Source organism: Macrococcus sp. CoH-51_TC_04, from assembly GCF_058188655.1.
The window spans coordinates 58,766-83,346 of record NZ_JBVGOY010000005.1; the positions used below are offsets into that span (position 1 = coordinate 58,766).

Here is a 24,581-nt window from a genome sequence, read left to right on the forward strand (position 1 = left end):
GCTCTACTATTTCAATCCATTATGAATTGTTTTTATATTATGTTCCATCATTTTATAATAACTATCTCCGTCAGTGCCCTTTTGACCGATAGAATCTGTATAGACTTCGCCATAAATCGGTGTTTTAGTCATTTCGCTGAGTGACTGCATACTACGTTTATCGACACTCGTTTCGACGAATAAAGATTTAACCTGATGTTTTTTGACAAAGTTTATTGCTTGTTTCATCTGTTCTGGTGTACCTTGTTTTTCCGTATTAATCTCCCATATATAAGCGTGGCTCAAATCATAGTCTCTACTGAAGTATTTGAACGCGCCTTCACTCGTAATTAAATGACGCTCTGACTTTGAAATATCATTGAATTTATCTTTATACTGCGCGCTTAATGTAGTTAAGCTTTTCGTGTATTGCTCCATATTATTATGGTACACTTTTGAATGATTTTTATCTGCTTTCTCAACTGCTTCAGCGATATTTTTGCTATAAATAATCCCATTATCAATACTTAACCAGGCATGTGGATCAATTGCATTATCGTCATGACGCTCATTTAAGAAAATTTTCTTAACGCCATCACTCACAGCGATAACATTGTCATCGTCTAATTTCTTATCACCTTGTTGTAATGCTTTTTGAAACCACCCGCTTGAAGTTTCTAGGTTTAAGCCATTAAATAACACTAAATCAGCATCAGTAATTGCTTTAATATCTTTCGGTTTAACTTCATAGTCGTGCGGATCTTGTCCAATAGGTACGATATTAGTAATGATTGCATGATCACCCGCAATCGTTTTAGTCATATCATAGATAATAGAGTTTGATGTTACAATTTTTAATTTTCCTTCTTTTTTATCTTGTGAACATGCGCTTAATAAAATTGTTGCCAGCGCAAAGAAGACAATTATTTTAGAAAAATGTTTTGTGTTCATAAATTTCATCCTTTCGTAATAAATATTTTCGTTGTTTTATTGAGTGTAAATATAATGAGATAGATTATAGTTGCAATAATAACAATACATGCGCCACTTGGGACGTTCAATATATAGCTGATATAAATGCCGGTAACTGCACTGAATAATCCAAATGCAGCAGATAAAAGCATCATCTTGTGTAAGCTTTTAGAAATTAAATAGGCGCTTGATGCGGGTGTAATCAACATTGCAACGACGAGTATGATGCCTATTGTTTGTAAGCTAACGACTGTAATAAGTGCTAACAGTATCATTACAGTATAATGCCAGAAGGATGGATTAATACCATTCATTCTGCTGAAGATTGGATCGAACGTCGTTAATTTAAGTTGTCTATAGCAGACAATAATAACGAGGAGCACAGCGAGACTGACAAAGAGCGTTGTGTACATTGCTTCTTTCGTTACCGTAAGTATATCTCCGAACAATATGTGATATAAATTTGTCGTCGTCTCCATCATGCTGATCATTACGACACCAACAGAGAAGAATAGAGTGAACGCAATACCAATAGCAGCATCTTTTTTCGTTTTAGAGTGGTCAGTTATTGCGCCGATAAACAAACTTGTTAATAGACCGGTGAATAATGCTCCAATAAACATTGGTATATGCAATAGAAAACTTAGAGCAACGCCTGGCAATACAGCGTGACTCATCGCGTCACCCATTAAACTTAATCCACGTAATATAATGAGACATCCGACTACTCCTGCTGCGATTCCGACAATCGCTGCTGTAATTAATGCACGTGATAAGAAAGGATAGTTTGAGATTTCAGTAATAAAACTCATTTAAACACCTCCTTGTACAAAATATGTTTGTTTAATATTATCTTCAGTAAGTATGCTTTTAGTGGGTCCTTCAGCAATAATCCCTTTATTCAGTAGAATACATTCATCAAACAAATCAGAAGCTGATCTTAAATCATGATGAACGATAAAGATAAGTTTATGATTTGATTTTAATTTAAATATGCAATCTTTAATGATTTCATAACTTTTGAAATCAATACCAACAAAAGGCTCATCCAGAAAGTAAATATCTTTCTCCTGCATAAGGCTTCGTGCAATCAATACACGTTGTAATTGTCCGCCACTTAAATCGCTGATCAGTTTATGCTGAATATCATTTAATTCCATCAAAGTCATTAATTCATTTACCTTTTTATTATCAGAACGATGTTTCATTAAAGATGAAGCGTATAAACCAGAATGTATTGTATCAATAACAGTGATAGGAAATTCGATATCAATAGATGATTTCTGAGGGATATATGCACAACGTGTGAGTTGCTTAATTAATGGCTTATTATTGAGACTTACTGCTCCGGTTGAGCGAATAAAACCAAGCATACCTTTAAATAATGTAGATTTTCCGGCGCCATTCGGGCCTAAAACTCCTATAAGCTTTCCTGTTAATTGTTGTGTATAATTAATGTCATGAAGAATATGACGTCCATCTATAGAAACGTTTAAATTATGAATTGAAAGCATAGAGACCATCCCTTTTACAAATTTTAAAAATAAGTTTAGGCAAACCTAAACTATATTTAATATAATACTTAAAAAATAATAAAGCAATGGGAAATTTTTCATAAAATTTAAATTTTGGAGGAAGAAGTATGTTAACTGAAGAAAAAGAAGATTATTTAAAGTGTATTTATCATAACAATGGTTTAAATGACTATGTTTCGAATAAAAAAATTGCGACACATCTTGGAATCAAGCCACCGTCTGTAACTGAGATGACGAATCGATTAGAAAAAGAGGGGTATATTACTACTAAACCTTATAAAGGTGCAATGCTGACAGAAGTTGGAGAAAAAGAAGTAGCCCGAGTTGTAAAACGTCATCGTTTAATTGAATGTTTTCTGATTGAAACATTAGGCTATCGTTGGGATGAAGTACATATTGAAGCAGAAGTTCTCGAACACCGTGTATCAGACTTATTTATAGAACGTCTCGATGAAATGTTAAGCTATCCTAAATATTGTCCCCATGGGGCATTAATTCCAAGAGGCAGTTTACAGGAAGAGACACTCCATGCTATTACAGAACTGAATACTGGTGATTCATTCACACTGTCAAAAGTTCGTGATGAAGTGAGGTTGTTATCATACCTATACGAAAATGACATAAAGATCAATGATACATTAGTAATTCAATCTATAGACGAAGCGAATCATATTATGTATTTGAATAAAAATGATCAGCTTGTAAGCTTGAGTATGGAAAATGCGAAAAAACTATACTATAAATAATAATGAACGCCGAACTCTAGTTCGGCGTTCATTATTATCCTTCTATTTCATTTCTACTTCCGTTTAAATATGCATAAACAAGTCCTACAAAGATGCCGCCTCCGATGTAGTTACCGATATAAGCGAAAACAATATTTTTTAGAACATCAATCCATGATAATGCATCGATGTTATAGAACATCATTCCTGCAAACAACCCTGCATTGTAAACAACGTGTTCGTATGCCATAAATACGAATATTACAACACCGACACCGATAAAGAATACTTTTGCCAACATTTCTTTGCATTGAAGTGAGATATAAATTCCGATATTGATAAAGAAGTTTGCGAAAATCCCTTTTATTAAAATTGTAAGCCACGTAGAATCAATCGTTTTTGCGTTAACGGTTTTTGTAAGTGCAGTGACCATCTCCGGCGTCATTACTTTAGTTCCTGTCATCATACCGAATAGTATGAAGCCCCCAATGATGTTACCTATAAAACAGTATGTAAAAATCTTCATCACCTTAGGCATTGAAATAACTTTATAATAAAGACCAACAGTCATGAACATAAAGTTACTCGTTAGTAGTTCCGAGTTTGTCAGCACAATCATAACGAGTGCGATACTAAATGAAATTGCACCAAGTAAATTAATTAAACCTGGATTCGCCCCTGCAAACTGTGTTTTGACTGCGAGCATTAACACCGTCATAATTGCAAGTAAAAATCCAGACATGACAGACTTCAGTACGTATCTGCCCGGTGCACGGTCAACCATGATTTCTTTTGTAGCTACTTGACCAACAATATTTTCGATATTAGGTTTTGAAGCGTGTGTATCTTCAAGTGTTTTTACAGGTCGTTCCAGTGTCATAATACCCCTCCATATGTATGTGCATCATTTCACAATAATTTTAACACAATCAATCAATTTTATATATAGTAATAATACAATTATTATACAATATATTTAAGGATTAATAATGACAAAAAAATTAGGATAATTATTACTATCTCTAAATGAGAATTATAGGAATTAAATGATAAAATTTAATAGGATAAAACAATTCAATAACGCTAGTGACAACTTTAATTAAAATAATTATAAAATTAAATGTCTTTAGTTGACTTGTATTACCCATCATGTATAATAAGAAATGTAGAAATTAGAATTATTCTAAATAAGAATTTTATTAGAATTTCAGGAGGAATTTATTTATGTCATTAATCAACAAAGAAATTTTACCGTTTACAGCACAAGCGTATGATCCAAAAAGTGATGAATTTGTAGAAGTATCAAATGAGTCAATGAAAGGTTCTTGGAGCATCGTATGTTTCTATCCAGCGGACTTCACTTTTGTATGTCCAACTGAATTAGAAGATTTACAAGATCAATATGCAACATTACAAGATTTAGGTGTGAACGTATACTCTGTATCATGTGATACACACTTCACGCACAAAGCTTGGCATGATCACTCAGAAGCAATCTCTAAAATACAGTACACTATGATTGGTGACCCATCACATGTGATTGCACGTAACTTCGATGTGTTAGATGAAGAAGCTGGTCTTGCACAACGTGCTACATTCTTAATCGATCCAGACGGCGTTATTCAAACGATGGAAATTAACAACGATGGTATCGGTCGTGAAGCAAGCGTGTTAATTGATAAAGTGAAAGCTGCTCAATACGTAGCATCACATGATGGTGAAGTATGTCCGGCGAAATGGAAAGAAGGATCTGAAACTTTAACACCTGGTTTAGACTTGGTAGGTAAAATTTAATTATTTAACTTAGCGTTAATATCTATAGTGCCACAACGTATATATTGCGTTGTGGTCTCTATTATCTTTAAGGTGTATAAATATACAATAAAAGGAGCATAAGTAAATGTTAGACAGTAGTTTAAAACAACAATTAAGTCAATACCTTGAGTTACTTGAAGGTGAGATTATTTTAACAGCAAGTAAAGGTGAAGATAAAACTTCACAGGATATGATGGCATTATTAAATGAAATTAGTGAAATGTCGGACAAAATATCTATTAAAGAAGCAGTGCTTAAGAGAACACCTAGCTTCACAGTTGCGCGTCCTGAAGAGGAGGCACGTGTTACTTTTGCAGGTGTACCGTTAGGTCATGAATTTACATCGTTAGTGCTTGCTTTACTGCAAGTGAGCGGCAGAGCTCCAAAACTTGATGAAGCGGTAATCAATCAAATTAAAAAGATTAATCAGCCCTTAAATTTTGAAACGTTTGTAAGTCTAACTTGTACAAAGTGTCCTGATGTTGTCCAAGCATTGAACGTAATGTCGGTGCTTAATCCAAACATTACGCATACAATGATTGATGGTGCAGTATTCAGAGAAGAATCGAAAGATATTATGGCAGTACCTAGTATTTTCTTAGATGGTGAAGAGTTTGGCAGCGGCAAAATGACGGTTGAAGAGATCGTTAATCAAGTTGGTGGAGGCGCTGATGCATCAGAATTTGATGCAAGAGAGCCTTTCGATGTCCTTGTTATTGGTGGAGGACCTGCAAGTGCAGCAGCTTCAATCTATGCTGCGCGTAAAGGTTTAAGAACTGGTATTGTTGCAGAACGTATCGGGGGACAAGTAAATGATACTGCTGCAATTGAAAACTTTATTTCTGTAAAAGAAACGACAGGTCCGGAGTTTGCTCAGAACTTAGTTGATCATATTAAGAGCTATGATATTGATGTGATGAATGCAGTGCGTGTAGAATCGATTGAGAAAATTGATGATATGAGTTATGTCACACTTGAGAACGGTGGAAAGCTTTCAAGTAAAACATTGATTATTAGTACAGGTGCAAAATGGCGTAATATGAACGTGCCAGGTGAAGCTGAATATAAAAATAAAGGTGTAGCTTATTGCCCGCATTGTGACGGTCCTTTATTTGAAGGTAAACGTGTTGCAGTTGTCGGTGGCGGAAACTCTGGTGTAGAGGCTGCGATTGATCTTGCTGGTATTGTAGAGCATGTCACTTTACTTGAATTTGGTGAAGAACTAAGAGCTGATAAAGTATTGCAGGACCGTCTTGCTTCGTTAAAAAATGCAGAGATAATTAAATCTGCAGCTACGAAAGAGCTAACAGGTACAGATAAGCTTCAAGCCTTAACTTATATAGATCGTACTACAAATGAAGAACATACAGTTGATTTAGAAGGTGTCTTTGTGCAAATTGGTTTAGTGCCAAGCACTGAATTTGTTGGAGATTTAGTAGAGCGCAATAACCGTGGTGAAATCATCGTTGATCGCAATGGTGCTACAAATGTTCCGGGTATATTTGCAGCAGGGGATTGCACGGATCAAACATATAAACAAATTATTATTTCTATGGGTGCAGGTGCAACGGCAGCATTAAGTGCCTTCGACTATTTAATTAGAAATTAAGATTATCATCAATACCACTTAAGTAATAACTTACATTAAGTGGTATTTTTATTTTGTTTGTGCTTATAATAAAATGAGGAGGAATATTATGAAAAAATTATTTATCATTCTATCAGCAGTTTTATTATTAAGTGCGTGCAATCAAACAGAAGAAATTAAGCAGCAAAAAGATAAAAAGATCATTACGGTATCTGCAGCAGCAAGCTTGAAAGATGCGCTGAATGAAATTGAACAAAAATATGAAAAAAAATATCAGGCGATTAATTTAAAATTTAACTATGGTGCCTCAGGAACACTTGCTCAGCAAATAAAATCAGGTGCGCCTGTGGATATATTTATTTCTGCTGCTGAGGATAAAGTAGACATGCTCGTTGAAGATAATAAAATAAATAAAGATGAGAAAAAATCACTACTTAAAAATCATCTCGTACTTATCTCTAACAGTCCAATCAATAATGTACATGATTTAACATCTAATAAAATAGATAAAATTGCACTGGGCAACCCTGAATTAGTTCCTGCAGGAGCATATGGTAAGCAAATGCTTGAAAATGCTAATCTTTATCAGAAACTAGAAAATAAATACATATTAACTAAAGACGTGAGACAAGTTTTGACTTATGTTGAGACAGGGAATGTAGAAGCTGGCATTGTATATGCCTCAGATTTGAAATCTAGCGAGAAGATAAAGTATTCATTTACAATTAAAGATACATTGCATGACAAAATTATATATCCAGTAGCGATTATAAAAGATACGCATCACAAAGAAGAGGCACAAAAATTCTTTAACTATGTAGCACAGCCAGATACACTTAAAATATTTGAGAAATATGGCTTTGATCCAATAATATAAGGGATGAAATAGAGAAATTAAAATTAATCGTATAAAAAGTACCGAGATAAAATTATGATCGGTAAAGGAATCATGGAGTCAATTTAAAAGCTTGATAGAACTATCTATCGAGCTTTTTATTATTGATATGCATCGAATCACAAAATTAAAGATTCGAAAAGCGAAATGTTCAAACTATATTTAAATCTTTCTAATGTAAAGATGACGTATTCAAATGAATACGGTGAATTTTCAGCTAATAAACAGGTGTTAAAATATTATTATTTAATAATATTTTTAAAAGAACAAATCACATTTTTATTAAACAGACAATTAAGGGATGGACATACAAGATGTATAGATGACGAAGTACTAGGTCATTATTTACTAGCATTTGAAAGGGTGGCGCAACAGCTAGAAAAAGGTATTTTGTTTCCTTCAGTAACACTAGAACCAATTGAGGGTTCGCATCAATTACAACAATTATTAAGTGAACTCCAACAAATAAAATTATTGAAATAAAAAGAAATTTACACTTGTTACAGAATTTATAATAAATTAATGTTATCATCCTAGAATATATATATTATTATATATATAAAATAATTTTAGGAGAAACTATGAAAAAAGATATTAAATTAATGCTATCATTACCAATTTTAAGCTGGGCACTTTATGACTTTAGCAACACTATTTTCAGCGCCAATATCATTACATTATTCTTTCCTCAATTTGTAACAGAACACTTTGGTCAAAATCCGGTAACTGAGCAATTAGCATCTACTTGGATTGCATATTCAGCAAGTATCTCGGCTTTATTGCTTATTATATTGAGCCCGATATACGGTATATATATTGATCGGACGAATCATAAGAAGAAGTGGGTTATTATATTTACTTTGATAGTATTTTTATGCACATTTGGTATGGGTTATGTCTATAAGCATCCTTTAGAAGGCAGCTTTTTAGATGTACCCTTAACTTTTTTAATCATTATAATCTTGTTCACTATTGCTAAGTTTATGTATAACTCAAGTCTTGTATTTTATGACGCAATGATGCCGAGTTTAACAAGTAAAGAAAATCACTCTGTCATTTCTGGTTACGGTGTAGCATTGGGGTATATGGGAACATTATTTGGTGTAATTTCAATCATGACGTTTGTAGGGACGAAAGAAGCTGGAGAGACTTTTATCCCAACCGCGATAATGTTTCTTGTATTTAGTCTGCCGATTTTTATGTTCGGTAAAGACGGAAAAAGACAAAAAGAAGTGCATCACACTTCATTGAAATCTGGATATAAAGAAGTGGTAGAAACATTTAAATTAGCGAAATCAAAGCCAGCAATTTATATCTTTTTGATTGTCTACTTCTTCTTAAACGATGCGCTAGCAACAGCAATTAGTATGATGCAACCTTATGCTACAACGGTTGTCGGTTTTACGAGCCAGCAGTTTATAGTTGTATTCATGGCAGCAACAGTATTCAGTATCATCGGGGCATTTGTGTTTGGATATATCGCAAAACATATAGGATCATTAAAGGCGCTGCATTACGTCGGACTCATATTGATGATTGCATTAATACTAGCGAGCCTACCTCTGCCTAAAGAAGTCTTCTATATATGTGCAGTGCTGTTCGGGATTGCGATGGGTTCGATATGGGTAATTTCCAGAACGTTAATTATTGAATTAGCACCGGAAGAACACGTCGGACAATTTTTCGGTTTGTTTTCGATGAGCGGGAAGTTGTCAGCAGTAATCGGGCCGTTTATATATGGAACCATCACACTGTTGTTAAAAGACTATGGCCCGCTTGCGAGTAGAATAGCGATATTATCTTTATTTATTATGGCGTTATTTGCATACATTCTTCATTTCAAAGTTATTAAAACGTCAAAAGTTCAATAAGATAATTATTATTTAAATAAAATATAATATTACATGTCTATAGTTAGTTAAATATAGCGCTTATGAATTTTTGTATTAAATTCAAGGGATTATATATAGAGTAACAAAATAATATAAATGGATTTATTTTGAAGATAACTATTTAAGATAAAAATAAAGTCTGATATGATTGAGTTAACAAACCAAGGAGGATTATCATTTATGAAGAAATCTAAAGGCTTGATCATCGGACTTATCGCGGCACTCGTATTGATTGGTGGAGGCGCAGCTGCATACTTTTTTATGACAAATACACCAAAAAATGCTTACCTATTAAGCGAGAAAAAATCGATGGATAACATGTCGAAGTATGTAGAAATGAGGTTTCCAGAAGAATCTAAATTTCAGCAAAAACTAAAAGATGAAAGTTATGCATCTAATTTAAAATTAGGTGTAGATGTTCCTGAGAATTTAACAGATGGATTAGGTGTTTCTAAATCTATGGTCGATTCATCGAACATTATTTTAGATTTAGCGCATAATGGTAAAGAGAAAAAATCGAAGATAAGTCTTACTCCGACAATTGCGGATAACAATATAGGAGCATTTACGTGGAGTGCAGATAAAGATAATCAATATTTGGATGCACCTGTACTAGATAAACCTTTAAATGTTCCTAATAATAAGATTGTTGATACGCTTGAAAAATTAAATCCAACATTGGTAGAAGAAGGCATGACGAATGAATCGTTGAATTTAAACAATATATTAAGTGGTGCAACGATTTCTGAGGAAGATGTTAACAAAATTGCTGAGCGTTACATTAAGATCGTTGTCGATAGCGTCGAAGATGAAAACTTTAAGAAAGACAAAGAAAAAGTAAGTGTCTTTGGTAAAAATATGGATCTAGACAAGCTTACAATGCATCTTAAAAGAGAGGATGTTAAGAAAGTTGTTCTCGCAGTGCTTGAAGAAGCAAAAGATGATAAAGAGTTACAAGAATTATTAAAGTCTCAGAATCAAGGTAAGGATGTAAAGAAAGAGATAGAGAAATTAATTAAAGATGCTAAGAAAGAAGAAGTGAAGAACTATCCTGAAATCAATTCAATTATTTATGTTGATGGAAAGGATATATTGAAACGTGATCTAACAATCAAAGGGCAAGATGATAAAGATGTAAAGGTTCTAGGGTCTTCTCAAATCAATGATAATCTTAAATTAGACTATCATCTTTCAGCAGGTGATGAGGAGATTTTAATTGTAAAAGGTGAATCTAAAAAATCAGACAAGAAATTTGAAGATTCATATCAGCTGTTATTTAATGACGGTGAAGAAAAGGAAGTATCGTTTACAAATGTGTCTACAGCAGATGGCGGAAAGCGAAATGATAAAGGGACAGTCGACCTTACACAATTGGCAGGTAGCGATATGGTACTGAATTTCAATAATGAGATGAATACAGATATAGGTAATAATGAACAAAAACAAAAAGCGGAAGTATCATTTGATGTTGAAGGAGAGGCAGTAAAAATCCTGCTTGATAGCAATACAAAGCTGAAACAAGATTTTAAAGTGGCTAAGAAGGATGCGCGTAATTTAAATACGATGTCAGATAGCGAATTATCTGATTTGCAAACAGAAGTAGAAGATAAATTTGATGAGATTTTCTCAGATGTTACGCAAGACTTTGAATAAATGATAAAGGAGTGATAAATGTGAACTATAAGTTGTTTAACATTTATCACTCTTTTTTATATAAAAAATGGTATTTGCTGCTCTATCTATTGTTACTGTTTGCTACGATTGTCGGTGTCATGATGGTTATAACGTATACTCAAACGAAAGATGAGCGATTTCGTATTGGACTTGTCGATAATGATCAGTCTTCTGAGACACGATTAATCTTAAAGTCTATTGGAGATGGCAAGAGTATCGGCAATAATCTGGAACTTAAACAAATGCCGGAGCATAAAGCAGAAAGATTATTAAAACAAAATAAGCTGGATGGTTATTTTGTGTTAGATAAAGGAATGACAGATTCTTTCTATAAATATGGAACATTGCCGATATCCGTCTATACTTATGATAAGTCATCTGTAAGAAGTGTCGTGATTTATCAGCTTACAGATTCAGTATATAGTAGGCTAATGTTATCTATGGGTGGCATTAAAAGTTACAAAGTGCTGTATCCTGAAGCCTCAAGGGAAGAAATGCTTGAAATGATGACAGATATGCTTTTTATAGGATTGAATCGCAATGGTGCATTTGATGAACAACCTGTGAGACTATATAATTCATACGCATACTATACAGTGAGTGCAATATTTATTTCGATTTATTTATTCTATTTATCATTATTTTCAGTGCTTAAGATGAATCAAGAGCATGCACTGCTTGATCGTTTAAGTCTTTTAAGATTTTCAATCGAAAAATTAACGTTTGCACGAAGTATCGTAACATTATTTTATACAATAAGTTTTACGGTTTTTATGTTACTTATTTCTAATATGATGATGAACTATAAGTTTGAATACTATAATTTACAAACGTTGATAATGATAATGGTCATATATTTAATATTAATTTCGGGACTGCTATTTTTCATAGAATGCTGCTTTACAGGGATGTTAAACATTTTATTTAAGGCAATACTGACAATAGTTATTATATTGTTCTCTGGTGCTACGATACCTTCTGTTTATTTTAAGGGGCACAATGATTTCTTGTACGAACAGCCATTCAGCTATATATTCAATCAACTCGTTGAACTGCTTCTCAATAATTATTTAATTGATCAACCAGGTTACTTATGGCTTTATTTAGTCCTTAGTGTACTTACTGCCTTCATCATCTGGGTATGGAGGTATAGAAGATGAAACCTCTTATTAATTTAATATTTTTAAAGCAATGGAAAGCGTATATAGTACTTCTGACAATCCTGATATCTGTAATATGCACTACACAAGTAGTGCAACAAGCTGTGAATCAAGTATTTAGTATGCCGATTGCAATACAAGATATGGATGAGACCCCAGAGTCTCGTAAGTTGATTGATAAAGTTAAGGATGCTCCTTTCATTAATACGCAATTAATCGAGAAAGATGAAGCCTATATTGATGATGTAATTAAAAGAAAAGAAGCGATTGTTGCTTTTACAATACCAGAAGGATTTTCAAAGCGATTATCAGAACATGACATGAGGGATGCGCTTCCGTTATTTTATAGAGATGACTTTGCGGGATCTATTGCCCAGGAAATTGTAAGTAAGGCACTATATGATATGCAGATTCCATACATCGTTAAGAAGTATGTCGATAAAGATCACGAAGTCAATAGAGATAATGTAGTGCAAACATATAAAAAAGAAACACCAAAGAGCAAAATTAAACAGTTTGCAGTCAATCGAGTTGAATCACATTCAGTATCGATGAATTTTATAGTCAGTCTATTATTACTCTGTGCATCATTACAAATTGTATTACATCGAAATATTGCACAACACGCAGCATTATCGAGAATATTCATGTTTCCTCATACACGCATACAGTACCATTTATTATATGTGTTAATCCACACATTGCTTATTATGTTTTGTGTCAGGGCTGCGAGTATTATTCTTGATGCTCAGATGAGCTTATATTTTTATATTGTTGTACTCTTTACAGTGATCATTTATGAATATGTATTATCTGCACTGCTTATTTATATTAAGACGGTAAGTCATAAGATGTTTATGACGGTAACTTTTTCTTTAACAATTATTACGGTATTAAATCTCTTACTGTTTGGGTGATATTATGATAACAATAGACAATTTATACAAGAAATATAAACGTAAAGTTATATTCGAAGGATTGAATACAACGTTTCGTGATAAATCATTGACCATGTTACTTGGTGAGAATGGTGCTGGAAAATCAACGTTACTTCGCATGATTGCAGGGCTTGAAAACCAAGATGAAGGATACATCTTTTATAATGAACAACCATTAGATAAAAAACACATACATAAAATCCTTGGTTATATTCCACAAGATATTGCATTGTTTGAACATATGTCTGTAGATGACAACATTCATTTATTCAAAGGATTGAATCAACAAGTATTAGATGAAGATACAATTAATCGATACAAGAAGCTACTTAATCTTAATGAAACGACAGCATTAATCAATACGTTATCAGGTGGGACGAAACGTAAAGTGAACTTACTGATCGGGCTCTTAGGGAAGCCAGAAATAATTATTTTAGATGAGCCGACAGTCGGCATAGATATGAAATCTAGATATGATATCCATCGCCTGCTTAATGAATTAAAGCAACACACTTTAATGATTATGACGACGCATCATATGGATGAGGTAGAGGCCATAGCAGACGAAATTAAATTAATTGGTAAAGATCCTTTCTACAAAGAGGTACTCGCAGACTCAAACTTGCATTTTGAAAATATGTTGAAAACAGAGGATGACAATGGAACAATTTAGTGAATATCTGGAAAGTATTCAAGATGCACAAAAAATCGAAAAGATTATTCGTTTCAATATTGAAGCCAAAAAGATGTCGATACGTTCTGGAGAAAATAATAAATTTTACACTTTGAAATTAATCGGTTGATTTTATTATATTATATGGTATATTAAATATACTGAGTATATTAATTAAATCAAAGGGAGTAATTTATTATGACAAAAGTATTATATATTACAGGTCATCCAAATGACGAAACAGTTTCAAATTCTATGGCAGCAGGTAAATCATTTATCGAAAGCTATAAACAATCAAATCCAGATCACGAAGTTGTGCATATCGATCTTTATGACACATTCATTCCATTAATCGATAAAGAAGTATTTGATGGTTGGGGTAAATTACAATCAGGTAAAGGATTCGAAGCGTTATCTGAAACAGAACAACAAAAAGTTGCTCGTTTAAATGAATTAAGTGACGAATTTGCAGCAGCAGATAAATACGTATTCGTTACGCCGATGTGGAACCTGTCATTCCCAGCAGTAGTTAAAGCATATATCGATGCTGTCGCTGTAGCGGGAAAAGCTTTCAAATACACAGCAGAAGGTGCTGTAGGATTATTAACAGACAAAAAAGCATTACTTATTCAATCACGTGGTGGTATTTATTCAGAAGGACCAGCAGCAGACTTGGAATTAGGTAACCGTTACTTACAAACAATTCTTGGATTCTTCGGTGTGCCAAGTGTTGAAGAATTAGTTATCGAAGGCCATAATCAAATGCCAGAGAAAGCAGAAGAAATTAAAGCAGACGGTGTACGTCGTGCAGAAGCATTAGGAAAAACATTTTAATATAAACGAATGAAGCGGAGAGACTGTAGCAATCTCTCCGCTTTTTTATGTTCCGCAATATGTTTGATAGGGTCTATCTTTCGGCCCGGGCTGCTTATATCTATCAGCATGATCTGGATTAAAGGGCTGTGATAGTACTTGCAGTAAAGCTTTTACAGCAGATAAATCGCCGTGAATGGCATCATCTAAAGCTTCTTCTACAATATGATTTCTAGGAATCACAACTGGATTAACCTTACGCATCAATTGAATTGGATCTTTTTCGGTTTTGAGTCTATCTTGCCATTTCGTTATCCATGATGATAAAGATTCAAGTGAAGATGTTTCTTCATTTTGTAAAGCTAGAAAAGTATTTGTATAGTCCATTTCATGTTGCTCCATAAGCGATAACAGCTCATCAATCAGCACCATATCTTCTTCGCTCGGTGACTTAATACCGATTTTCTGTCCCATCATTGTTCTGTAATATACCGTATAGCTATGCTGAAACTTCTCAAGTGCGGACTCGGCTAGATGAATCGCTTCATGTTCATCAGTATGAATTAAAGGTAATAAAGTCTCGGCAAATCGAGTTAAATTCCATAACCCAATTGCAGGCTGATTGATATAAGCATAACGTCCTTGCATATCGATAGAACTAAATACAGTATGTGTATGATAATAGTCCATAAATGCACATGGCCCATAATCTATCGTTTCCCCGCTGATTGTCATATTATCAGTATTCATTACACCATGTATAAAACCAACAGACTGCCACTGTGCAATCAACTGCGCTTGTTTGTCGATTACAGTATCTAATAACTTCAAATACTTATTATTAGTGTGTATTAAATCAGGAAAGTGTCTGTCGATTGTATAATCTGCAAGTTCTTTTAAGTGTTCATATGCTGTACGGGCAGCATATTCAAATGTTCCTACTCGGATATTACTGTTAGCAGTTCTTGTAAGGACCGCACCAGGCAGCATGTTTTCGCGTAAAACTTTTTCTCCTGTTGAACAAATTGCAAGACTTCTTGTTGTAGGTATATTTAAGTGATGCATGGCTTCACTGATGATATATTCACGCAGCATCGGTCCGAGCGTAGCTTTTCCATCCCCAGAACGAGAGAAGCGCGTGCGACCAGATCCTTTAAGTTGAATATCGTATCGTTTATTTTGAGGTGTAATGTGTTCACCTAATATATGCTGTCTGCCATCTCCAAGCATCGTAAAGTTCCCGAATTGATGTCCTGCGTAGGCAGTAGAAAATGGACGTGTTCCATCAATAACAGTGCTTCCTGTTAATATTTCAGGGTGTGCCTTTAGTTGGAGAGATATATTTAGTTCAAGAGCTAATCCATCATTAAATAGCACATATTCAGGATGAGAAAAAGAGTGTGGATTATTAATCACATAAAAAATCTCATTTAAATTCGTATAGGTTGTATCGAAGTTAAAAAAATTCATGAAGTACTCCTTTCATGGAATATTTAACAATATTTTCAATAAAATTTAACATTTTAATATTGTTGTTAATTGATAAAGCGTGTATTATTAAGAATGTGTAACAAATATATTACAGAATTGTTAAAAGGATGGCTAGACATATGAATCGAAAATATCTTCCTGGATTAGATGGGATTAGAGCAATTGCAGTTATTGCGATTATAATATTTCACTTAAATCCAAAATGGCTGCCCGGGGGGTTTCTTGGCGTTGACACTTTCTTTGTCATATCTGGTTATTTAATTGCAATGTTATTGATAAACGAATATGAAAAAACTGGAACAATCAATATTCTCCAATTCTGGATACGCCGAATGAAACGACTTTTCCCACCGGTATTATTTATGATACTTATCGTGATTCAATATATCATATTTTTTGATCAATCGTTATTATATCAACTTAAGAAAGATGTTATTGCAGCATTATTATATATTTCGAACTGGTGGTATATATTTGATGGACTTAGTTATTTTGAAAGTTTTGAAGCTAGACCACTTGAACATTTATGGTCGCTTGCCATCGAAGAACAGTTCTATTTGTTATTTCCGTTAACATTGATGCTATTCCTTAACAAATGGTCTAAAAAGAAAATACTGCTATTATTTTTTGTTGTTTCTATATTGTCAGCGATATTGATGTTAACACTCTATGACCCTGCTGCAAATGTGTCGCGTATATACTTTGGTACGGACACGCGTCTTCAGACATTGCTGTTAGGAGTAATGTGTGCATTTATATGGCCGGCATTTAAATTGAAGCAAGATGCACCGAGAATTTTAGTAGTCATCATTGATTTTCTAGGCTTCATAGGTTTAATAGTCTTAATGTATAGTATCTATAAGCTAAATGAGCACAGTGCATTTTTATTTAATGGTGGATTCTATATACTTGGGATCTTTACATTATTGATTATTATGGCAGCAGTTCATCCATCATCTATAATGAGCAAGCTACTTGGTATAAAGCCGCTGACGGTGATTGGGAAATATTCATATAGCTTATATTTATGGCATTATCCGGTGATAGTATTGATGCAAAAACATTTTGTTCAAGGGCAAATTCCTATTTATATCCATATTTCATCTGTGATGCTCACAATCGTGCTGGCAGTATTGAGCTATAAGTTAATTGAACGTCCATATCGATTAAATGGTTTTAAAGTATTTACAATAATGTCTATTAAATATTTTATTACAGTTATTGTAACTTTGTATTTATGTATTTCTACACCTTACTTATTATCTGTCGTTAAAGCCGAACAACCGCAAATGCATCATGAAATTACGAAGACACTATCTAATATTCCTGATATAAAACGTATTAGCCCATTGACACCGGATGAAACGACCGAACAATTAGTGAAGAATGCTACGCCGTTACTTATCGGTGATTCTGTACTTGTTGATATAAATAATCAATTGAAAGAAGTATTGCCGAATGCTACTGTAGACGGCGAAGTAGGGCGAAATATATATAAAGCATTGAATGTTGCCGATAAATATCACTCATTTAATCATAAGGATGGAGTCGTCATCCTATTTATCGGAACAAATGGAGATTTTGAGGATGTTCAGATGAACATTTTGTTATCTAAATTTGATAAAGCGCAAGTATTTCTTGTGACTTCCAGAGTTCCAAAAGATTATGAAGCACACGTTAATGAAGAGATGTATAAAGCTGCTCGTTTATATAAGAACGTCCATATTATTGATTGGTATGAAACTTCACAGGGCCATACAGAATACTTTGCACCTGATGGTATACATCTTGAGTATCCAGGGAGTAAACGTATGGTGTCGCTCATATATGAAGCACTTATTAACTTCGAAGAAAATAGGGAATAATATTTCTTTTTCTGACAAGCTCTAATTGTTCACGTTATAATGATGGTGGAGGTATATTATGTTTAGTTTGTTTATTCTATTGTTAGAGCGTGTTGGATTGATTATTATTGTCGCATATTTATTGATGAACGTCCCTTACTTTAAGAAGATGATGTCTGAACGCTCAAAGTTATCTTCTCAAATACAATTATTAATCGTATTTGGTTTATTTGCAGCTGTATCCAACTTTACAGGTGTTGAAATACGTAATAATGAAATATTATCAAGCCAGATATTCAGTAGGATATCAGACGATGCAGTTATTGCGAATACACGCGTACTTACAATAAGTGTTGCGGGCTTAATAGGTGGACCTATTGTCGGTATCGGAGTTGGGATTGTATCAGGAATTACTCGTTATCTAATTGGTGGGATAGATGCATATACATATGTTGTATCATCGGCACTTATTGGTCTTGCTTCGGGGTATTTCGGTTATCGTGCGATGAAAAATAATCGTTATCCTAATGTCTTTACTGGAGTAATACTCGGTGCAATTATGGAAGTTATTCAGATGATCTGTATCATTGTTTTTGCTTCGAATACAGAATATGCCTTAGATATTGTGAAACTCATTGCTTTACCGATGATACTGATTAATAGTTTGGGTGTTGCTATATTCTTGTCCATTATTATTTCTACAATTCAGCAGGAACAACGTATGCGTGCTGTACAGACGCATGATGTATTGAACCTGGCGAATCAAACATTACCTTATTTCAGAGCTGGATTGAATGAAGTATCTGCGACACAGGCAGCGCAAATTATAAAAGACTTAATGAAAGTATCGGCTGTATCAATCACTAATAAGACGGATATATTAGCGCACGTCGGAGCAGCAAGTGATCATCATGTGCCGCGCAAGAAAATTATTACTGACCTGTCGAAACAAGTTATTAAATCCGGTGAAATTAAAGAAGCACATAATAGGCATGAAATTGGTTGTACGCATCCTGGATGCCCGCTTGAAGGTGCGATTGTTATCCCTTTATACGTACATAACGAAGTAACAGGCACATTAAAACTGTACTTTACCGATAGCAATAAATTAACTTATGTCGAACGACGCCTTGCTGAAGGATTAGCGAATATATTCTCAAGTCAGATTGAACTCGGTGAAATAGAAACGCAATCTAAATTATTGAAAGACGCGGAAATTAAATCATTACAAGCACAAGTGAATCCACATTTTTTCTTTAATGCGATGAATACAATATCAGCGCTTATCCGTGTAGATAGCGAGAAAGCAAGAGAACTTCTGCTTAATTTAAGTAACTTTTTCCGTTCGAATTTACAAGGCGCAAAAAGCACGAGCATCACAATTGAAAAAGAAATTCAACAAGTAGAAGCTTATTTATCGCTGGAACAAGCACGATTTCCCGAACGTTTTAACATTCATTTTGATATAGATGAAGGGTTAAAGTATGCAAAAGTGCCGCCATTTATCATTCAAATATTAGTTGAAAACGCATTTAAACATGCGTTTCATAATAGAAAGTCTGGTAACGATGTTTACGTAAAGGTGAAAGAAGGACATCAGACAATTGAAATATCAGTAGAAGATAATGGATTTGGTATTCCGGAAGAAAAACGCGTGCATATCGGACACAATGAAGTTGCGTCTACTTCCGGGACCGGGAGCGCACTTGAGAACTTAAATAAACGTCTTATTGGATTGTATAATAGCAATGCGCGACTGAATTTCACGACAAGTGATACAGGTACTAAATTTTATACATCTATACCTTTAGAGAGGGAGGAAGATGCATGAGAATATTAGTTGTAGATGATGAACCCCTGGCAAGAAATGAATTGCGTTACTTACTCAATAACATTGATGGTACATTAGTTATTGATGAAGCGGATTCTATAGAAGAAACATTGACCTCATTATTATCAGAAACGTATGAATTGTTGTTTTTGGATATCAATTTGATTGATGAAAGTGGCCTTGAACTTGCTGAAAAGATTAACAAGATGAAGCATCCGCCTAAGATTGTCTTTGCTACAGCACATGATAGTTTTGCTGTGAAGGCGTTTGAATTGAATGCATTAGATTATATATTAAAACCATTCGAACAAAAGCGTATTGAGGCAGCACTTAATAAAGCAAAAGTCTCATCTATAAACACAAATCAAGAGTCGAAATTGCCAACCTTATCGATACAGATCGATGACAAAATCTATGTCATTAATATACAGGATATTATCGCCTTGTATGTAGAAGAAGGGCAATTAAATATCGTCACTGTAAACTCAGAATATGCGATTCATGAACCATTAAGTGCATTTGAAAAGAAGCTTCCAGAGAATGTATTTATGCGCATACATCGATCTAGTATTATTAACAAGCATCATATTAAGTCAGCAGAACAATGGTTTAATTACACCTATCAAGTGAAGTTGACGAAAGACATAAAATTACAGGTTTCAAGATCATATATAAAGCAATTTAAGCACGAAATAGGACTCGAATAATTTGAGTCCTATTTTTTTGCATTTCAGCATATGATTTTTGCATTTCATCGTGAAAGCTCTCACAAATCAATGTTTAAGCGGTATGATGTACTCAAGATAAAACACGGGAGGTCATTTAAAATGACAAAAGAAAAAACATATAATTTCTTTCATCAAGTATCAGTAATCTCAGTTGTGTTACTTATTTCCAAGATGATTGAAAGCTTCATGCCAATTCCAATGCCTGCATCAGTTATCGGACTTATACTGCTCTTCATCTGTTTATGTACTGGAATTATAAAGCTCGGGCAAGTAGAAACCGTTGGAACCGCACTTACAGATAATATCGGACTGTTGTTCGTACCAGCAGGAATCTCAGTAGTAAAATCATTAGGACTAATAGCTGAAAATCCAATATTAATATTAGGTCTGATCTTTATCTCAACCTTATTATTACTATTATGTACAGGATTCTTCTCTCAGATAATCGTGAAGATGACAGAATCAAAAGTAGAAGAGCCAAAAGAAACAAAAAACTTAAAAGGAATAGAGGTGCGCTAATATGACATTACTTGACCATTTAGGTATTAACTCTGTATACTTCGGAATATTATTAACGATATTACCTTTTATGTTAGGTCAATATTTATTCAAGAAAACAAATGGCTTTTTCTTATTTGCACCACTCTTTGTCGGAATGGTGTTCGGGATTGCATTCTTATCTATAACAGGTATCAGCTATGACACCTATAGTAAAGGTGGAAGTATTATTAGCTTCTTCTTAGAACCTGCAACGATTTGCTTCGCGATTCCTCTTTATAAAAAGCGCGACGTATTACAAAAGTATTGGTTACATATCATCGGTGGTTTGTCACTTGGTACAGCGGCTGCGATGTTAGGTATATATGGAGTAGCAAAACTATTTGGATTTGGTACACAGATTATTGCATCAATGTTACCTCAAGCAGCAACAACAGCGATCGCTTTACCAGTATCTGCTGGTATTGGTGGGGTGCCAGAACTGACATCATTGGCAGTTATTCTAAATGCAGTGATTATTTATGCCCTAGGAAATAAAATGCTGCGTTTCTTCAAAATCTCTAATCCAATTGCAAGAGGTCTTGCACTTGGTACGAGCGGACACGCACTAGGTGTGTCAGCAGCAACAGAACTAGGAGAAACGGAAACGTCTATGGCAAGTATCGCACTCGTTCTTGTAGGTGTTGTAGTGGTTGTTATCGTTCCGATATTAACAAGTATTCTCCTTTAACAATTAGATATAAAAATTAAAAATATATCATCAATTCACACACCGAGACAAATATGTCTCGGTTTTTTTAGGTGGAAATTCTTATGCAAAATTAAAATAAGTAGTATGATATGAATAGACATATATCAGGAGGTAGGCAATGTTTTTAGCGTGGAAAGAAGTGATACATAACAAATTGAAATTTAGTCTGATTATCGGTGTACTCGTGCTTGTGTCCTATTTGCTGTTTTTAATTTCTGGTCTTTCTAATGGACTTATGGGAATGAACCGTGAAGCTATTGACACATGGAATCCTGACGCGGTGATTGTGACAAAAGAATCAAATCAGAACGTTGCGCAGTCGATTATGGATGAAGATGCTATAGAGGGTAAATTTGATAAAGTCGCAGGTGTAAAAAATTTACCTGTCATTATTGCTAAAGGCAATAATAAACAGAATACATTGCTATTTGGAATAAAGAAAAATGAGTTTTTAAAACCAAAAGTGACAGAAGGAAAACTGTTTAATAAAAACTTTGAAGTCGTTGCCAATGATTCCCTTAAAACGAAAGGATTTAAGCTTGGTGACACGCTAGATATCGCAGGGAGCGATGAAGATTTAAAGATTGTCGGTTTTACTCAAAACTCAAAGTATAATGCTGCAGCAGTATTATATGCGAATGATGCTACATTAGACCAGTTATCTATGAATAAATTAAAAGGTAAAGAAAATGCATTCTTTGTTAAAGATAAAGCGTTTAAAGATAAAGTGATCGATAACGATCTACAAATGATTGAGAAAGAAAATTTTATCAAAAAGCTTCCTGGATACACAGAACAAAAGTTGACACTGGATATTATGAGTTATTTCTTATTTGCGATATCAGCATTTATTATCGGTATATTCTTATATGTCATTACAATCCAGAAAGAGCCTGTCTTTGGTTTGCTTAAAGCGCAAGGCATTAGCAACAGTTTTCTCGCAAAATCATTAATGATTCAAACACTTATTCTATCAATTATCGCAGTATTGATTGCCTTATTGCTGACGATAGGTACAGCTATGATTATACCTGACGTGGTGCCGATCAAGTTTGAATGGGATAAAATCGCAATCTTTGGATTAACAATTATGATTACAGCAATCATCGGTGGACTCTTCTCGATTCGCTCGATTCGAAAAGTAGATCCCCTTAAGACGATAGAGTAGGAGGGATAATATGATTCTTGAAATGAAACAAGTGCGTAAAAGCTTTGGTAAAGAGCAAACATATGTTGAGGCGTTGAAACCAGTAGATTTTAGTATAGATAAAGGGAAGCTCGTTGCAATTATCGGACCATCAGGTTCTGGAAAGAGCACATTATTGACGATTGCAGGTTTGCTTCAAGGTCCTACAGAAGGTGAGATAATCATCAACGGAAAAGATGTTTCAAGCTTTAGTGAAAAGAAGCGCTCCAAAGTAAGATTGAACGAAATTGGATTTATTCTTCAAGCTTCTAACTTAGTACCTTTCTTAAAAGTAAAAGATCAATTTAAATTGCTGGATAAAGTAAAGAAAGATCATATGTCTGAGGGAGAGTTAAAGCATGAGCTTGAACATCTTGGTTTAAGTAAAGTGTTGAATCAATTACCAAATGAACTCTCAGGCGGTCAGAGACAGCGCGTGGCAATCTTAAAAGCATTATATACAAACCCTTCAATTATACTAGCAGATGAACCGACAGCAAGTTTGGACGGCGAGAAAGCCATAGAAGTAATCAAGTTATTAAGAGAAGAAGTGAAATCAAAAGATAAAGCAGGTATCGTTGTAACACATGACCATCGTTTATTAGAATATTTCGATGAAATTTATGAAATGAATGATGGAAAACTGACAAGGAAATAACCATAAAAATAATCCATAAGCGATTTAAGCTTATGGATTATTTTATTTAACTATTTCTCGCAAAATTGCCATGGACTTCTGTCGTTTGGTATACATTAATAAAGCATTTAGGATCATTCTCTTTTGCGATACGAATCACTTCAGGCAACTCATAACGAGTGAGCACCATCGTAATCATATGCTGCTTATTGTTAGAGTAACCCCCTATTACTTCAGTGATGGTGATACCGCGATAAATTTCGTCGATTAGTCCTTGTTTAACAGCATTGACGTTAGACGTTACAATTGTAGCAGTCAGCTTGATATGAGAAGTGAAAATCATATCAACGGTCTTACCCGTTATATAAATAGATAATAGGGTTAATAGAGCAATATTCCAGTTAAAGAAGAAACCAGAGCAAAGAATGATGATACCATTTAATATTGTCATGACTAGCCCTATAGACATATTACTATGCTGGCTAATAATCATGGCAACAATATCCATGCCGCCAGTAGTACCAGAATGCTTTAATATGATACCAACCCCGATGCCGACTAAGACGCCGCCGAATATAACATTCACAAAAAGTTCATGAGAGACTTTAGTGATAGGTATAAATGTCATAAAGAGAGAGATAAATATTACGCTGAGTACAGTATTAGCAATAATAGAACGATTTAATTTCCATATCCCAAGAAATATCAGGGGTATGTTGAGCAGTAAATTTAAGACTCCTGCATCAAAATTTGTTAATATATGCAGCAACAATGCAATACCACTGACACCACTACTAAGCACTCCGTGAGGTAATAAGAACAAATTGAATGCTACTGCAATTAGAAATGAACCTATTATTGTAATGATTAATTTAAATAGAATATGATTTTGATACTTCATTAAAAAACCCTTTCCTACATAATAATTACTATTATAACAAAGTACATATAGCTAT

The 24,581-nt window shown here is 34.1% G+C and carries 25 protein-coding genes; 19 read left to right on the plus strand and 6 right to left on the minus strand.

All coding sequences use genetic code 11. From position 1 onward, the window contains the following. Window positions 1-6 precede the first annotated feature (6 nt). The 3 genes from ACZ2V4_RS06345 to ACZ2V4_RS06355 are packed head-to-tail and all read right to left on the minus strand — an operon-like array spanning window position 7 to window position 2,465. Complete coding sequence (locus tag ACZ2V4_RS06345) at window positions 7-930, minus strand: metal ABC transporter solute-binding protein, Zn/Mn family (RefSeq protein WP_219493534.1); 924 nt, start codon at window positions 928-930, stop codon at window positions 7-9. Window positions 931-935: 5 nt separating this feature from the next. After that, window positions 936-1,763 (minus strand): metal ABC transporter permease, encoded by an 828-nt coding sequence (locus ACZ2V4_RS06350; RefSeq protein WP_219493536.1) that lies wholly within the window; start codon window positions 1,761-1,763, stop codon window positions 936-938. After that, complete coding sequence (locus ACZ2V4_RS06355; RefSeq protein WP_283722068.1) at window positions 1,764-2,465, minus strand: metal ABC transporter ATP-binding protein; 702 nt, start codon at window positions 2,463-2,465, stop codon at window positions 1,764-1,766. A 128-nt stretch (window positions 2,466-2,593) separates the two neighbouring features. On the opposite strand from ACZ2V4_RS06355, the gene ACZ2V4_RS06360 reads away from it, so the two are divergent. Continuing rightward, window positions 2,594-3,232 (plus strand): metal-dependent transcriptional regulator, encoded by a 639-nt coding sequence (locus ACZ2V4_RS06360; protein WP_219493539.1) that lies wholly within the window; start codon window positions 2,594-2,596, stop codon window positions 3,230-3,232. A 34-nt stretch (window positions 3,233-3,266) separates the two neighbouring features. Here the strand turns inward: ACZ2V4_RS06360 and ACZ2V4_RS06365 are convergent, their stop codons facing one another. Further along, on the minus strand, window positions 3,267-4,091 hold the full coding sequence (locus ACZ2V4_RS06365; protein WP_490514638.1) for a formate/nitrite transporter family protein: 825 nt from the start codon (window positions 4,089-4,091) through the stop codon (window positions 3,267-3,269). A 344-nt stretch (window positions 4,092-4,435) separates the two neighbouring features. On the opposite strand from ACZ2V4_RS06365, the gene ahpC reads away from it, so the two are divergent. From ahpC to ACZ2V4_RS06420, 11 genes are all read left to right on the plus strand, one after another. Next, on the plus strand, window positions 4,436-5,005 hold the full coding sequence (gene ahpC / locus ACZ2V4_RS06370) for an alkyl hydroperoxide reductase subunit C (protein ID WP_012656009.1): 570 nt from the start codon (window positions 4,436-4,438) through the stop codon (window positions 5,003-5,005). Between the two features lie 106 nt (window positions 5,006-5,111). Then, window positions 5,112-6,635 carry an alkyl hydroperoxide reductase subunit F gene (gene ahpF / locus ACZ2V4_RS06375; protein WP_219493542.1) on the plus strand — a complete coding sequence of 508 codons (1,524 nt, stop codon included), beginning with the start codon at window positions 5,112-5,114 and terminating at the stop codon, window positions 6,633-6,635. 88 nt (window positions 6,636-6,723) lie between these two features. Next, a complete protein-coding gene (gene modA, locus ACZ2V4_RS06380; protein ID WP_490514639.1) occupies window positions 6,724-7,491 on the plus strand; it encodes a molybdate ABC transporter substrate-binding protein in 768 nt (255 codons plus the stop codon). A gap of 165 nt (window positions 7,492-7,656) precedes the next feature. Next, entirely contained in the window at window positions 7,657-7,992 is a 336-nt protein-coding gene (locus ACZ2V4_RS06385) for a hypothetical protein (protein WP_419895252.1), read from the plus strand. Between the two features lie 98 nt (window positions 7,993-8,090). Beyond that, window positions 8,091-9,380: an MFS transporter gene (locus ACZ2V4_RS06390; protein WP_219493547.1), complete on the plus strand. Its 1,290-nt coding sequence runs from the start codon at window positions 8,091-8,093 to the stop codon at window positions 9,378-9,380. Between the two features lie 201 nt (window positions 9,381-9,581). Continuing rightward, complete coding sequence (locus ACZ2V4_RS06395) at window positions 9,582-11,054, plus strand: DUF6583 family protein (protein WP_420496281.1); 1,473 nt, start codon at window positions 9,582-9,584, stop codon at window positions 11,052-11,054. A 20-nt stretch (window positions 11,055-11,074) separates the two neighbouring features. Further along, window positions 11,075-12,235, plus strand: a complete 1,161-nt coding sequence (locus ACZ2V4_RS06400; protein WP_420494071.1) for an ABC transporter permease — start codon at window positions 11,075-11,077, stop codon at window positions 12,233-12,235. Continuing rightward, entirely contained in the window at window positions 12,232-13,152 is a 921-nt protein-coding gene (locus ACZ2V4_RS06405; RefSeq protein ID WP_490514640.1) for an ABC transporter permease, read from the plus strand. Before ACZ2V4_RS06400 ends, ACZ2V4_RS06405 begins: the two co-directional genes overlap by 4 nt. A 4-nt stretch (window positions 13,153-13,156) precedes the next feature. Next, on the plus strand, window positions 13,157-13,846 hold the full coding sequence (locus tag ACZ2V4_RS06410) for an ABC transporter ATP-binding protein (RefSeq protein ID WP_041635758.1): 690 nt from the start codon (window positions 13,157-13,159) through the stop codon (window positions 13,844-13,846). Further along, complete coding sequence (locus tag ACZ2V4_RS06415; protein ID WP_219493554.1) at window positions 13,833-13,976, plus strand: hypothetical protein; 144 nt, start codon at window positions 13,833-13,835, stop codon at window positions 13,974-13,976. Before ACZ2V4_RS06410 ends, ACZ2V4_RS06415 begins: the two co-directional genes overlap by 14 nt. Before the next feature lie 68 nt (window positions 13,977-14,044). Continuing rightward, window positions 14,045-14,680 (plus strand): FMN-dependent NADH-azoreductase, encoded by a 636-nt coding sequence (locus ACZ2V4_RS06420; RefSeq protein WP_283722075.1) that lies wholly within the window; start codon window positions 14,045-14,047, stop codon window positions 14,678-14,680. Window positions 14,681-14,725: 45 nt separating this feature from the next. Here ACZ2V4_RS06420 and ACZ2V4_RS06425 read toward each other — a convergent pair whose 3' ends face one another. After that, entirely contained in the window at window positions 14,726-16,129 is a 1,404-nt protein-coding gene (locus ACZ2V4_RS06425) for a protein adenylyltransferase SelO (RefSeq protein WP_490514641.1), read from the minus strand. A gap of 140 nt (window positions 16,130-16,269) precedes the next feature. On the opposite strand from ACZ2V4_RS06425, the gene ACZ2V4_RS06430 reads away from it, so the two are divergent. The 7 genes from ACZ2V4_RS06430 to ACZ2V4_RS06460 all read left to right on the plus strand — a co-directional run bounded on the left by ACZ2V4_RS06430 (window position 16,270) and on the right by ACZ2V4_RS06460 (window position 23,646). Further along, window positions 16,270-18,015 carry an acyltransferase family protein gene (locus tag ACZ2V4_RS06430; RefSeq protein ID WP_490514642.1) on the plus strand — a complete coding sequence of 582 codons (1,746 nt, stop codon included), beginning with the start codon at window positions 16,270-16,272 and terminating at the stop codon, window positions 18,013-18,015. Between the two features lie 58 nt (window positions 18,016-18,073). Continuing rightward, window positions 18,074-19,825, plus strand: a complete 1,752-nt coding sequence (locus ACZ2V4_RS06435; RefSeq protein WP_219493558.1) for a sensor histidine kinase — start codon at window positions 18,074-18,076, stop codon at window positions 19,823-19,825. Beyond that, entirely contained in the window at window positions 19,822-20,532 is a 711-nt protein-coding gene (locus ACZ2V4_RS06440) for a LytTR family transcriptional regulator DNA-binding domain-containing protein (protein ID WP_219493559.1), read from the plus strand. The genes ACZ2V4_RS06435 and ACZ2V4_RS06440 overlap by 4 nt, the downstream gene beginning before the upstream one ends. 120 nt (window positions 20,533-20,652) lie before the next feature. After that, entirely contained in the window at window positions 20,653-21,072 is a 420-nt protein-coding gene (lrgA, locus tag ACZ2V4_RS06445; RefSeq protein WP_219493560.1) for an antiholin-like murein hydrolase modulator LrgA, read from the plus strand. Window position 21,073: 1 nt separating this feature from the next. Beyond that, entirely contained in the window at window positions 21,074-21,781 is a 708-nt protein-coding gene (gene lrgB, locus ACZ2V4_RS06450) for an antiholin-like protein LrgB (RefSeq protein WP_120786239.1), read from the plus strand. 139 nt (window positions 21,782-21,920) lie between these two features. After that, a complete protein-coding gene (locus tag ACZ2V4_RS06455; protein WP_219493561.1) occupies window positions 21,921-22,970 on the plus strand; it encodes an ABC transporter permease in 1,050 nt (349 codons plus the stop codon). Between the two features lie 10 nt (window positions 22,971-22,980). Next, the gene (locus tag ACZ2V4_RS06460) at window positions 22,981-23,646 is read left to right on the plus strand and encodes an ABC transporter ATP-binding protein (protein ID WP_219493563.1); all 666 of its coding nucleotides are present in this window, start codon (window positions 22,981-22,983) and stop codon (window positions 23,644-23,646) included. 46 nt (window positions 23,647-23,692) lie between these two features. Here ACZ2V4_RS06460 and ACZ2V4_RS06465 read toward each other — a convergent pair whose 3' ends face one another. Then, window positions 23,693-24,526 (minus strand): YitT family protein, encoded by an 834-nt coding sequence (locus tag ACZ2V4_RS06465; protein WP_219493564.1) that lies wholly within the window; start codon window positions 24,524-24,526, stop codon window positions 23,693-23,695. Window positions 24,527-24,581: the final 55 nt, after the last annotated feature.

Excerpts from the sequence above, each read along its gene's own strand:
- ACZ2V4_RS06410 (WP_041635758.1), top strand. The coding sequence starts at position 13,157 with ATGATAACAATAGACAATTTATACAAGAAATATAAACGTAAAGTTATA.
- ACZ2V4_RS06385 (WP_419895252.1), top strand. The coding sequence starts at position 7,657 with ATGTTCAAACTATATTTAAATCTTTCTAATGTAAAGATGACGTATTCA.
- ACZ2V4_RS06440 (WP_219493559.1), top strand. The coding sequence starts at position 19,822 with ATGAGAATATTAGTTGTAGATGATGAACCCCTGGCAAGAAATGAATTG.
- ACZ2V4_RS06465 (WP_219493564.1), bottom strand. The coding sequence starts at position 24,526 with ATGAAGTATCAAAATCATATTCTATTTAAATTAATCATTACAATAATA.
- ACZ2V4_RS06405 (WP_490514640.1), top strand. The coding sequence starts at position 12,232 with ATGAAACCTCTTATTAATTTAATATTTTTAAAGCAATGGAAAGCGTAT.
- ACZ2V4_RS06350 (WP_219493536.1), bottom strand. The coding sequence starts at position 1,763 with ATGAGTTTTATTACTGAAATCTCAAACTATCCTTTCTTATCACGTGCA.
- lrgB (WP_120786239.1), top strand. The coding sequence starts at position 21,074 with ATGACATTACTTGACCATTTAGGTATTAACTCTGTATACTTCGGAATA.
- ACZ2V4_RS06460 (WP_219493563.1), top strand. The coding sequence starts at position 22,981 with ATGATTCTTGAAATGAAACAAGTGCGTAAAAGCTTTGGTAAAGAGCAA.
- modA (WP_490514639.1), top strand. The coding sequence starts at position 6,724 with ATGAAAAAATTATTTATCATTCTATCAGCAGTTTTATTATTAAGTGCG.
- ACZ2V4_RS06355 (WP_283722068.1), bottom strand. The coding sequence starts at position 2,465 with ATGCTTTCAATTCATAATTTAAACGTTTCTATAGATGGACGTCATATT.
- ahpF (WP_219493542.1), top strand. The coding sequence starts at position 5,112 with ATGTTAGACAGTAGTTTAAAACAACAATTAAGTCAATACCTTGAGTTA.
- ACZ2V4_RS06360 (WP_219493539.1), top strand. The coding sequence starts at position 2,594 with ATGTTAACTGAAGAAAAAGAAGATTATTTAAAGTGTATTTATCATAAC.
- ACZ2V4_RS06365 (WP_490514638.1), bottom strand. The coding sequence starts at position 4,091 with ATGACACTGGAACGACCTGTAAAAACACTTGAAGATACACACGCTTCA.
- lrgA (WP_219493560.1), top strand. The coding sequence starts at position 20,653 with ATGACAAAAGAAAAAACATATAATTTCTTTCATCAAGTATCAGTAATC.
- ACZ2V4_RS06425 (WP_490514641.1), bottom strand. The coding sequence starts at position 16,129 with ATGAATTTTTTTAACTTCGATACAACCTATACGAATTTAAATGAGATT.
- ACZ2V4_RS06415 (WP_219493554.1), top strand. The coding sequence starts at position 13,833 with ATGGAACAATTTAGTGAATATCTGGAAAGTATTCAAGATGCACAAAAA.
- ACZ2V4_RS06435 (WP_219493558.1), top strand. The coding sequence starts at position 18,074 with ATGTTTAGTTTGTTTATTCTATTGTTAGAGCGTGTTGGATTGATTATT.
- ACZ2V4_RS06430 (WP_490514642.1), top strand. The coding sequence starts at position 16,270 with ATGAATCGAAAATATCTTCCTGGATTAGATGGGATTAGAGCAATTGCA.
- ACZ2V4_RS06390 (WP_219493547.1), top strand. The coding sequence starts at position 8,091 with ATGAAAAAAGATATTAAATTAATGCTATCATTACCAATTTTAAGCTGG.
- ACZ2V4_RS06455 (WP_219493561.1), top strand. The coding sequence starts at position 21,921 with ATGTTTTTAGCGTGGAAAGAAGTGATACATAACAAATTGAAATTTAGT.
- ACZ2V4_RS06345 (WP_219493534.1), bottom strand. The coding sequence starts at position 930 with ATGAACACAAAACATTTTTCTAAAATAATTGTCTTCTTTGCGCTGGCA.
- ACZ2V4_RS06395 (WP_420496281.1), top strand. The coding sequence starts at position 9,582 with ATGAAGAAATCTAAAGGCTTGATCATCGGACTTATCGCGGCACTCGTA.
- ACZ2V4_RS06420 (WP_283722075.1), top strand. The coding sequence starts at position 14,045 with ATGACAAAAGTATTATATATTACAGGTCATCCAAATGACGAAACAGTT.
- ahpC (WP_012656009.1), top strand. The coding sequence starts at position 4,436 with ATGTCATTAATCAACAAAGAAATTTTACCGTTTACAGCACAAGCGTAT.